Origin of the sequence: Methylobacterium sp. WL6, from assembly GCF_008040095.1 — a bacterium.
In the GTDB taxonomy this organism is placed as follows: Bacteria; Pseudomonadota; Alphaproteobacteria; order Rhizobiales; family Beijerinckiaceae; genus Methylobacterium.
Window position 1 is genome coordinate 1 of the sequence record NZ_VRVH01000161.1, and the last position, 10,103, is coordinate 10,103.

Here is a 10,103-nt window from a genome sequence, read left to right on the forward strand (position 1 = left end):
GGCCCTGGCGCGCGGCCTGCCGGTCCTTCGCGCCCGCCTGGTCCCCGAGGGCGCCGCGGTCGCCGGCCGCCGCGTGCTGGCCTTCGCCGGCATCGGCCGTCCCGAGAAGGTCTTCGCGTCGCTGCGCGAGGCCGGCGCCGAGATCGCCGCGACCCGCAGCTTCCCCGACCACCATCCCTACCGCGACGCCGACCTCGCGCGGCTCGCAGCGGAGGCCGACCGCCTCGGCGCGGAATTGGCCACCACCGAGAAGGACCACGTCCGCCTGCCCGAAGCCTTCGCCGCGCGGGTGCGGGTGCTGCCGGTGCGCCTGGCCTTCGCCGATCCGGACGGCGTGCGGGCGCGGGTGCTGTCCGGGCTCCGGATCGGGCCGTGAGCCGCCGGACGATCCGCCCTCCGCGTTGCCATCGGGGCCCAACCCCGCTATAGGCGCTCCACGCCCGCCAGACACCCTTGGAGGCACGGGCGCGTGGGGTTTCGGTTCGGCCGTCCGTCTCGGGCGGCCTTCGTCGTTTCCCCGACCATTCATCAATCGAAGGATCACGCCATGAGCGCAGTCAAGACGCTTGAGGCCGTGGCACGCGACCGGGTCGGCAAGGGGGCCGCCCGGGCCGTTCGTCGCCAGGGCCAGGTTCCCGCCGTCGTGTACGGTGGCGGCCAGCCGCCGCAGTCGATCGCCATCGACCTCATCCGCACCCGCACCCTGATCTACGCCGGCGGCTTCAAGACCACGCTGTTCGAGATCAACGCCGGCGGCAAGAAGACCCGCGCGATCCCGCGCGACTTCCAGCTCGACCCGGTCAGCGGCGTGCCGATGCACGTCGACTTCCTGCGCGTCGTCGCCGGCCAGACCGTCACCGTCGAGGTGCCGGTGCACTTCCACAACGAGGACGCGGCCCCCGGCATCAAGCAGCAGGGCGGCACGCTCAACATCTCGCTGCACACCCTGGCCGTCGAGGTCGCCCCCGACCAGATCCCCGACGGGATCGAGATCGACCTCACCGGCCGCCAGATCGGCGACGTGATCCACGTCTCCGACGTCACCCTGCCGGCCGGCGTCACCTACACCGGCGAGGCCGCCGACCCGATCGCCAACGTCGTGCCGCCGACCGTGCTCGGCGCCGAGGTCGAGGCCGAGGAGGCCGCGATCGCCGAGGCGCAGTCGGCGGAAGCCGAGGCCGAGAAGGTCGAAGCCGAGGCCGAAGAGGCCGAGGCCACCGAGGAGAAGAAGGAGGACTGAGCCCTTCGCGGGCGCGATCCTCCCGCGCCGCCGCCCCGCGGCGGCGCGGCTTCGAGACGATGCCCCGGCCGCGAGGCCGGGGCATCGTCGTTTCGGGAAGGTCGGAGACAGTCGTCATGCGGCTCATCGTGGGCCTGGGCAATCCGGGCAAAGCCTACGCCCGCAACCGTCACAACATCGGGTTCCTCGCGGTGGACGAGATCGCCCGGGTCCACCGGGCGAGCCCGTTCCGGCGCCGCTTCCAGGGGGAGGCGGCCGAGGTGTCGTTCGGGGCCGAGCGCGCGATCCTGCTGAAGCCGCAGACCTTCATGAACGAGTCCGGCCGCTCGGTCTCGGAGGCGCAGCGCTTCTACAAGATCGCGCTGTCGGACGTGATCGTCCTGCACGACGAGCTCGATCTCGCCGCGGCCAAGATCCGGGTGAAGCTCGGCGGCGGGAATGCCGGGCACAACGGCCTGCGCTCGATCACCGCCCAGTGCGGCAACGACTATCGCCGGGTGCGCCTCGGCATCGGCCATCCCGGCGACAAGGCCCTGGTGCACGCCTACGTGCTCAACGACTTCGCGAAGTCCGAGGAGCCGTGGGTCGAGGACCTGTGCCGGGCGATCGCCGACGAGGTGGCCCTGCTGGCGGCCAACGAGAACGAGAGCTTCCAGAACAAGGTCCACCTCGCCATGGTCGGCCGCGGCTGGGCCGACGTGAAGCGGCCGGGCGAGAAGGCCGCCAAAAATTGACACGAAAACACGAGGACACGATATCGAAGGCCGTTGGAGGCCGTCCGATGAAGAACGTGACCGTGACGATGGACGAGGCGGTGCTCCGTCGCGCGCGAATCGCCGCCGCGACGGAGGGCAAGAGCCTGTCGAAGTTCATCAGCGAGACCGTCGAACGTCGGATCGGGCATCCGACGACCCAGACGGAGGCTTTGGAGCGGTTCCTCGCCGGGCCGCCGCTCCACGTTCTGGACGAGAACGGGAAGGCGCCGCCGAGGAACGAGCGCTATCGTGACGAGTGATCCGGCCTTCGCTGCCGGATCCGCGATCGTCGACCCGCGCGTGTTCGTCGACACGAACGTGTTCCTGTATGCCCGGGACGACCGATTTCCGGAGAAGCAGGCCGAAGCCTTGCGCTGGCTCGCGGCGTTGGCGAAACGAGGTTCGATCGTCGTCGGTCCGCAGGTTCTCGGTGAGATTCACGCCGTCCTCCTGCGGGGAAAGCTTCGAATCGCGCCGGAGGAGGCGCGCCGTACGACGCTCGCGCTGGAAGGCTGGTCCTCCGGTGCGACGGATCTCGATCTGATCGCCGATGCATGGTCGTTGCGCGAGCGGACCGGTTTTCAATGGTGGGACTGCGTGATCCTCGGGGCGGCGATCCGATCGGGTTGCCGGTTCCTGCTCTCCGAGGATTATCAACACGGCCGCGAGGTCGAGGGAACGACGATCATCAATCCGTTCCGGGTTTCACCCGAGACGATCCTGATGGACTCTTGAGGAATATCATGGGCTTCAAATGCGGCATCGTCGGCCTGCCGAACGTCGGCAAGTCGACCCTCTTCAACGCGCTGACGCAGACGGCGGCGGCGCAGGCCGCCAACTATCCGTTCTGCACCATCGAGCCCAACGTCGGCGACGTGGCGGTGCCCGACCCGCGGCTCGACGACCTGGCGAAGATCGCCGCCTCGAAGGAGATCATCCCGACGCGGCTGACCTTCGTCGACATCGCCGGCCTCGTGCGCGGCGCCTCGAAGGGCGAAGGGCTCGGCAACCAGTTCCTCGCCAACATCCGCGAATGCGACGCGATCGCCCACGTGGTGCGCTGCTTCGACGACGGCGACGTCACCCATGTCGAGGGCAAGGTCGACCCGGGCGCCGACATCGAGACGATCGAGACCGAGCTGATGCTGGCCGACCTCGACAGCCTGGAGAAGCGCGTCTTCGCCCTGGAGAAGCGGGCCCGCGGCGCCGACAAGGAGGCCAAGGAATTCCTGGACCTCGTCAACCGCGCCCTGCCGTACCTGCGCGAGGGCAAGCCCGCCCGCATGGTCGCGCGCAAGCCCGAGGAGGAGCGCCTGTTCCAGCAGCTCGGCCTGATGACGGCCAAGCCCGTGCTCTACGTCTGCAACGTCGACGAGGGCGACGCCGACAAGGGCAACGCCTACTCGAAGGCGGTGCAGGAGCGCGCGGCGGCGGAGGGCGCCCAGGCGGTGGTGGTCTCGGCAAAGATCGAGAGCGAGATCGCGGTGATGCCGGCCGCCGACCAGGGCGACTACCTCGAGGCGGTGGGGCTGGCCGAGCCCGGCCTGAACCGGGTGATCCGCGCCGGCTACGACCTGCTCGGGCTGATCACCTACTTCACCGTCGGCCCGAAGGAGGCCCGCGCCTGGACGATCACCAAGGGCACCCGCGCGCCCGCGGCGGCCGGCGTGATCCACACCGACTTCGAGAAGGGCTTCATCCGCGCCGAGACCATCGCGTTCTCCGACTACACCGCGCTGAAGGGCGAGTCCGGCGCGCGGGACGCCGGCAAGCTCCGCCTCGAGGGCAAGGAGTACCTCGTGCAGGACGGCGACGTGCTGCATTTCCGCTTCGCCAACTGAGGCGCGCGCCCATGCCCGGCCCCGACACGTCCGGCCTCCACTTCGAGGATTTCGCCGCCGGCCAGGTCCGCACCGGCGCGCCGCTGACGGTGAGCCGCGACGACATCGTCGCCTTCGCCCGCGCGTTCGATGCGCAGCCGTTCCATCTCGACGAGCGGCTCGCCGAGACGACCTTCGCCGGGCGGCTGATCGCGTCGGGCTGGCACACGGCCTCCCTCGGCATGCGGCTGCTGCAGGCCGGGCCGATGGGCGGGCACTCCTCGCTCGGATCGCCCGGCATCGCCGAGCTGCGCTGGCTGAAGCCGGTGCTGCCGGGCGATACGCTCTCCGCCACCCTGCGCGTCGACGAGACCCGCGCCTCGACCTCGAAGCCCGACCGGGGCTTCGCCGCTTGCCTGCTCACCCTGGAGAACGGCCGCGGCGAGGCGGTGATGACCCAGGCCTTCACCGTGATGCTCGCCCGGCGCGGGGCCGAGCCGGCGCCGCCGCGGATCGTCGAGACCGGCGTCCCGCCCGCGGTGGTCGAGCCGGACGACGCCGAGATCCTGCCGTTCCTGAAGGACGCGGCGATCGGCGCGACCCGCGATCTCGGCGCCTACGCCTTCCCGGCCGAGGCGATCCTGGCCTTCGGCCGCGCCTACGACCCGCAGGTGTTCCACACCGATCCCGAGGCCGCCAAGGCGACGCATTTCGGCGGGCTGTGCGCCTCGGGCTGGCACACGGCCGCGGCCTACATGAAGCGGCTGCTCGCGACCCGCGCCCGCGACCACGCCCACACCGCCGCCCGCGGGCAGGCGCCGACCACCGGCCCGTCGCCGGGTTTCCGCGACATGCGCTGGCTGAAGCCCGTCTACGCCGGCGACACCGTGCGCTACGCCACGACGCTCACCGACAAGCGCGCCTCCGCCTCCCGCCCCGGCTGGGGCCTCGCCTTCGCCGACAACGTCGGCGTCAACCAGCGCGGCGAGACCGTATTCTCGTTCAAAAGCTCGGTGTTCTGGCAGTGGGCGCCATGAGGCGGGCGCGGGGTCAGTCCCGCGGGCCGGCATCGCGCCGTGCCTCGGAGGGCGTGCGCCCATAGGCACGCCTGTAGCGTTGCCCGAAGTCGCTCATGTGCACGAAGCCCCACCGCCGGGCGATCTCCGCGATCGTGATCTCGGGATCGAAGGCGGAGGTCAGGTCCTCGTGGGTGCGCGCGAGCCGCCGCTCGGTGATGAACGCGATCGCCGTCTGCCCCATCCGTTGACGGAACTGGCTCTGGAGGGAGCGGACGCTGAGCCCGGCCGCCGTCGCGATGAGCGACAGGGTCATGGGCCGCGAGAGGTTCGCCTCGATGAACTCGAGAGCGATGCCGAAGCGCGACGCGGAGGCGTCCGTCGCCGGGGCCGGTGCCACGCGCGCGCGCTTCGGCCAGACGGACAGCAGCTGATAGCTGAGGATCTCCTGGATCAGCGGAAACGCGATGTCGCCGCCGCGATCCGACGCCTGCCCGCGGCGCTGAACCTGCCGCATCATGTGGAACAGGGCGATCATGCCCGGCGTCGAGACATCGGCGATCGGCTCGAAGGACGGCACGCCGTGCTGTCCGCCCGTCAGCGCGGCGTTGGCGGCCGCGAGCGCTTCGAACGTGATCGTGCCGTTGATCGCGTTGAAGGCCTGCGAGGCCTGGATCTCGCCGACCTCCTCGAAGCCGACGAGGGTCGCATGTTTCGGCGTGCCGCGCGTCCTGCCCGCATGATTGCGGTAGGTGATGTGCCCGTTCGCGATGAACCGGACCGTCATCATGTCGGAATCGACCCTGGGCTTGCTGATGAAGCCGCTGGACGAGCGGGTTTCCCACAAGCACAGGGTGCTGCCCTTGCTGCCGATCATCTGGATGTCGGGCTTGACCGAGCGGAGCACGTCGAAGTTGATCGCGAAGCTGCTCAGGTCGTTGAAGCTCTGAAGCTGGCGCGCGGAAGCGATGCGGGCGGCGAATCCGTTCTGCGGAAGCCACGCGGCGCGGTGGTTCGAAGCCTGACCCGTCATCCCGTCAACGTGAAGCCCGTGCCTGCGAACCTGTCCCGATCGCGTCGCCCATAATGACATCCCGCGGCCGCGTCCGCCAATCGCGGGCGTCCACGCAGGGATCCCGGGCGGAGCGCATCGTGCGAAAGCCCCGCCGGGACCCGCCCCGCTGGACGATGCCCTAGGCACCCCCGCGCTGCGCCCGGTGGTGCAGCAGGTTGACGATCAGCGCGGTCCAGCCGGTCTGGTGCGAGGCGCCGAGCCCGCGGCCGGTGTCGCCGTCGAAGAACTCGTGAAACAGCAGCGCCTCCTCGGCGCCCTCGGCCGACGGGATCGGCGCGCGCGCGCCGTGGACCGGGCGGCGGCCCTCCGCGTCCTTGGCGAACAGGCCGATCAGGCGCTCCTGAAGGGCGTCGGCGATGGCGGCCAGCGTGCACATCGCGCCCGAGCCGGTCGGGAACTCCACCAGGAAGTCGGTGCCGTAATAGGAGTGGAAGCGGCGCAGCGCCTCGATGATCAGGTAGTTCGTCGGCATCCACACCGGCCCGCGCCAGTTCGAGTTGCCGCCGAACATGTTCGAGGTCGAATCGGCCGGGTCGTAGCGCACCGTGAAGGAGGCGCCGAACTCGTTGAGCACGTAGGGCTGGTCGCGGTGCGCCTTGGAGAGCGAGCGCACGCCGAAGGGCGAGAGGAACTCGGCCTCGTCGAGCATGCGCCGCAGCAGCGCCTTCATCCGGTGGCCGCGCAGCAGCGACAGCAGCTTTCGGTCGCCGACGCCGCCCTCGTCCCAGCGCGAGACCAGGCAGGCGAGGTGCGGGCGGTTCTCCAGGAGCCAGTTGAGGCGCCGGGCGAAGTCCGGCAGGCGCTGGAGCACGAAGGGCTCGATCACCTCCACCGCGAACAGCGGCACGAGCCCGACCATCGAGCGCACGCGCAGCGGCAGCATCCCGCCGCCGGGCATGTCGACCTCGTCGTAGTAGAACGCGTCCTCCTCGTCCCACAGGCCGAAGCCCTCGCCGCCCATGTCGGTCATCGCCTCGGCGATGAGGAGGAAGTGCTCGAAGAACTTCGAGGCGGTGCTCTCGTAGACGTCGTTGTGGAGCGCGAGCTCGAGGGCGATGCGCATCATGTTGAGCGCGTACATCGCCATCCAGGCGGTGCCGTCGGCCTGGTGCACCATGCCGAAGCCCGGCGGCGGGCGCGAGCGGTCGAACACGCCGACGTTGTCGAGCCCGAGGAAGCCGCCCTGGAACACGTTGCGGCCGCCGGCATCCTTGCGGTTCACCCACCAGGTGAAGTTGATCAGCAGCTTGTGGAAGACGCCTTCGAGGAAGGCGAGGTCGCCGCGGCCGCCGCGCCGGTCGCGGTCGATCTCGAACACCCGGTAGGTCGCCCAGGCGTGGACCGGCGGGTTGGTGTCGGAGAACTCCCACTCGTAGGCCGGGAGCTGGCCGTTGGGGTGCATGTACCATTCGCGGGTCAGCAGCAGGAGCTGCTTCTTGGCGAAGTCCGGGTCGAGCAGCGCCAGCGGCAGGCAGTGGAAGGCGAGGTCCCAGGCGGCGAACCACGGATATTCCCACTTGTCGGGCATCGAGAGCACGTCGGAGGCGGCGAAGTGGCGCCACTGCGTGTTGCGGCCGCCGTCGCGCTCCCGCGGCGGCACCGGCTGGAGCGGGTCGCCCTGCAGCCAGCGCCGCACGTCGTAGGCGTAGAGCTGCTTCGACCAGATCAACCCGGCGGAGGCCTGCCGGAAGATCGCGCGCGCGTCCGCATCCGCGATCCCGTCCTGCAGGTCGTCGTAGAACGCGTCCGCCTCGGCGATGCGGCGGTCGCGCACGGCGTCGTCGGCGTCGATCGGGCGCGTCCGCGTCCCGGCGGAGAGCCGCAGGCGCACCCGCCGGGTCTCGCCGGGCGCGAGGCGAAGCGCGTAGTGCAGGCCGAGCTTGGTCCCGGCGTCGCGGCGGACCGCCGCGGCGTCGCCCTCGACGATCGCGGCGTGGAGTCCGTCCTTGAACGGGCCCTCGGCCTCCGGCTGGCCGGCGTGCCGGCGCAGGTTGGTGTCGTTCTCGCAGAACAGCACCTCGGGCTCGCCCTCGAAGGCCAGCCGGTAGCGCCCGAGCCGCGGGTGCTCGCAGGTGATGCCGCCCTCCGGATGGCGCGCGATCCGGGGCCGCGGCAGCGCGCCGTCGTTCCGCCACGACCAGGTGTTGCGGAACCAGAGCTGCGGCACGAGGTGGAGGTCGGCGGCGTCCGCGCCGCGGTTCGTCGCGGTGATCGTGGCGTGGACGTCGTCGACGTCCGACTTGGCGTATTCCACCGTCACGTCGAAGAAGCGCGACCCCTCGAACAGGCCGGTCTCCTCGATCTCGTATTCCGGCACCTCGCGGCTGCGCTGCAGCCCCTCGCGCACGAGGTCCTCGTAGGGGTAGGCCCCTTGCGGATAGCGGTAGAGGAACTTCAGGTAGGCGTGGCTCGGGACCGCGTCGAGGTAGTGGTAGATCTCCTTGACGTCCTCGCCGTGGTTGCCCTCCTCGTTGGTGAGGCCGAACAGGCGTTCCTTCAGGATGCGGTCGCGCCCGTTCCACAGGGCGAGCCCGAGGCAGAGCTGCCCGCGCTCGTCGCAGATCCCCGCGAGCCCGTCCTCGCCCCAGCGGTAGGCGCGCGAGCGGGCCTCCTCGTGGGTGAGCGAGCGCCACGCGTTGCCGTCGCGGCTGTAATCCTCGCGCACGGTGCCCCATTGCCGCTCGCTGAGATACGGCCCCCACAGCGACCACGCCCGCTCGCCGCGCGCCTGCTCGGCGATGCGGCGGCGCTCCGCCCAGGCGATCGCCTCGCTCATGCGCTGGACCCGCAGCCCGGCGCGGGGCGGGCGTCGGCCCCGGCGCCGCGAAGGATCGCCCCGACGGGCCTGGGGGAATGCGGAGGAACGGTCATGACATCCCGAGGGGCCGATGGGTCGATGCCCCGCCCCGGATGCATCATCAGAGCCAGTCGGCGGGCCGGCACGGAAATCGGGCCGACCGCGCGTCCCGGGCGACCGGAGCTTCGGCGCGCGGGCCGGCCGGATCGGACCCGTGCCGAGGCTCGAGCCCGGGCCGACACCTTCGTCTGCGGATGACGAGGTCTGTCGACCGGCAGCAACGTCGGCGGCTCGAGCGATGAAGACTGCCTTTAATCTGGGCAGAACCTGCGCCGGAAGCACGCCTGATCTGCGGAACCTCGCGTATCGGCTCGGTGTTCAACGGCTACCTGCGACCCTACCTGCGACACCACGCGCGGCTTCCACGGATCTACGATGCTCGTCCAGACCGGTTTCACCATCGCCTTCAACACCTTCGGCCCGACCCCGATGAACCTGCTGCTGAACGTGCGGCCGGAGCGCCGGGCCGACCTCGTCACGCCCGAGGTCATCGCCTTCGATCCGCCGGTGCCGGCGACGCAGCACGTCGACGCCTTCGGCAACGTCTGCACCCGCATCGTCGCGCCGGGCGGCCGGATCACCATGTCGGCCGACTTCACCATCGGCGATTCCGGCGAGCCCGACGCGTTTGCGCCGCAGGCCCGCCAGCACCCGGTGCAGGACCTGCCCGACGACGTGCTGCCGTTCCTCCTCGGCTCGCGCTACTGCGACACCGACAAGCTCTCGGCCACCGCTTGGTCGCTGTTCGGCGCGACGCCGGAGGGCTGGGCCCGCGTGCAGGCGATCGTCGACTTCGTCCACAACCACCTGCGGTTCGACTACCAGCTGGCCGACAACACCCGCACCGCCCATGACGGCTACGTCCAGCGCGTCGGCGTCTGCCGCGACTTCGCCCACCTGGCGATCGCGCTGTGCCGCTGCATGAACATGCCGGCCCGCTACGCCACCGGCTATCTCGGCGACATCGGCGTGCCGAAGGACCCGGCGCCGATGGATTTCTCGGCCTGGTTCGAGGTCTATCTCGGCGATCGCTGGTACACGTTCGACGCCCGCCACAACACGCCGCGCATCGCCCGCATCGTCATGGCGCGCGGGCGCGACGCGACGGACTGCGCGCTCACCACCAGCTTCGGCACCGCCTACCTGATGCAGTTCGACGTGCACACCGACGAGGTGTCGCCGGACGCGGGCGCCATGGCCGAGGCGGCCTAAGGCGCGCCGGCACCCGTCTCGACCAGCCGGTCGAGGAAATTGCCGATCTCGCGGCGTCTCTGGTCCGGCTCCAGGACGTCGGCGCCGAGCCCGTGCCGCCAGGCGAGCGGGCCGGCCGCCGCGCCGCC

At 70.7% G+C, this 10,103-nt stretch carries 10 protein-coding genes; 8 read left to right on the plus strand and 2 right to left on the minus strand.

The annotated features are described in order from the left end of the window. From FV230_RS18455 to FV230_RS18485, 7 genes are all read left to right on the plus strand, one after another. The coding region (locus FV230_RS18455) for a tetraacyldisaccharide 4'-kinase (RefSeq protein ID WP_147843435.1) at positions 1-376 on the plus strand (376 nt) is incomplete at its 5' end. Positions 377-547: 171 nt separating this feature from the next. Continuing rightward, positions 548-1,240: a 50S ribosomal protein L25/general stress protein Ctc gene (locus FV230_RS18460; protein ID WP_147727247.1), complete on the plus strand. Its 693-nt coding sequence runs from the start codon at positions 548-550 to the stop codon at positions 1,238-1,240. Positions 1,241-1,356: 116 nt separating this feature from the next. Beyond that, on the plus strand, positions 1,357-1,974 hold the full coding sequence (gene pth, locus FV230_RS18465) for an aminoacyl-tRNA hydrolase (protein ID WP_147843436.1): 618 nt from the start codon (positions 1,357-1,359) through the stop codon (positions 1,972-1,974). Positions 1,975-2,021: 47 nt separating this feature from the next. Then, positions 2,022-2,255 carry a hypothetical protein gene (locus tag FV230_RS18470; RefSeq protein WP_147727245.1) on the plus strand — a complete coding sequence of 78 codons (234 nt, stop codon included), beginning with the start codon at positions 2,022-2,024 and terminating at the stop codon, positions 2,253-2,255. Next, positions 2,245-2,730, plus strand: a complete 486-nt coding sequence (locus FV230_RS18475) for a PIN domain-containing protein (RefSeq protein WP_187275545.1) — start codon at positions 2,245-2,247, stop codon at positions 2,728-2,730. The genes FV230_RS18470 and FV230_RS18475 overlap by 11 nt, the downstream gene beginning before the upstream one ends. A gap of 8 nt (positions 2,731-2,738) precedes the next feature. Further along, positions 2,739-3,836 (plus strand): redox-regulated ATPase YchF, encoded by a 1,098-nt coding sequence (gene ychF / locus FV230_RS18480; RefSeq protein WP_147727243.1) that lies wholly within the window; start codon positions 2,739-2,741, stop codon positions 3,834-3,836. Positions 3,837-3,847: 11 nt separating this feature from the next. Beyond that, positions 3,848-4,852, plus strand: a complete 1,005-nt coding sequence (locus FV230_RS18485) for a MaoC family dehydratase (RefSeq protein ID WP_147843438.1) — start codon at positions 3,848-3,850, stop codon at positions 4,850-4,852. A gap of 13 nt (positions 4,853-4,865) precedes the next feature. Here FV230_RS18485 and FV230_RS18490 read toward each other — a convergent pair whose 3' ends face one another. Further along, entirely contained in the window at positions 4,866-5,864 is a 999-nt protein-coding gene (locus tag FV230_RS18490) for a helix-turn-helix transcriptional regulator (protein WP_187275546.1), read from the minus strand. Positions 5,865-6,024: 160 nt separating this feature from the next. Next, on the minus strand, positions 6,025-8,682 hold the full coding sequence (locus FV230_RS18495; protein WP_147843440.1) for a glucosidase: 2,658 nt from the start codon (positions 8,680-8,682) through the stop codon (positions 6,025-6,027). 456 nt (positions 8,683-9,138) lie between these two features. On the opposite strand from FV230_RS18495, the gene FV230_RS18500 reads away from it, so the two are divergent. After that, a complete protein-coding gene (locus FV230_RS18500; RefSeq protein ID WP_147843441.1) occupies positions 9,139-9,975 on the plus strand; it encodes a transglutaminase family protein in 837 nt (278 codons plus the stop codon). The last annotated feature ends 128 nt before the right edge of the window (positions 9,976-10,103 follow it).

Bases quoted from the DNA above. Each gene is read 5' to 3' on its own strand.
- FV230_RS18460 (WP_147727247.1), top strand. From the start codon at position 548: ATGAGCGCAGTCAAGACGCTTGAGGCCGTGGCACGCGACCGGGTCGGC.
- pth (WP_147843436.1), top strand. From the start codon at position 1,357: ATGCGGCTCATCGTGGGCCTGGGCAATCCGGGCAAAGCCTACGCCCGC.
- FV230_RS18470 (WP_147727245.1), top strand. From the start codon at position 2,022: ATGAAGAACGTGACCGTGACGATGGACGAGGCGGTGCTCCGTCGCGCG.
- ychF (WP_147727243.1), top strand. From the start codon at position 2,739: ATGGGCTTCAAATGCGGCATCGTCGGCCTGCCGAACGTCGGCAAGTCG.
- FV230_RS18485 (WP_147843438.1), top strand. From the start codon at position 3,848: ATGCCCGGCCCCGACACGTCCGGCCTCCACTTCGAGGATTTCGCCGCC.
- FV230_RS18490 (WP_187275546.1), bottom strand. From the start codon at position 5,864: ATGACGGGTCAGGCTTCGAACCACCGCGCCGCGTGGCTTCCGCAGAAC.
- FV230_RS18495 (WP_147843440.1), bottom strand. From the start codon at position 8,682: ATGAGCGAGGCGATCGCCTGGGCGGAGCGCCGCCGCATCGCCGAGCAG.
- FV230_RS18500 (WP_147843441.1), top strand. From the start codon at position 9,139: ATGCTCGTCCAGACCGGTTTCACCATCGCCTTCAACACCTTCGGCCCG.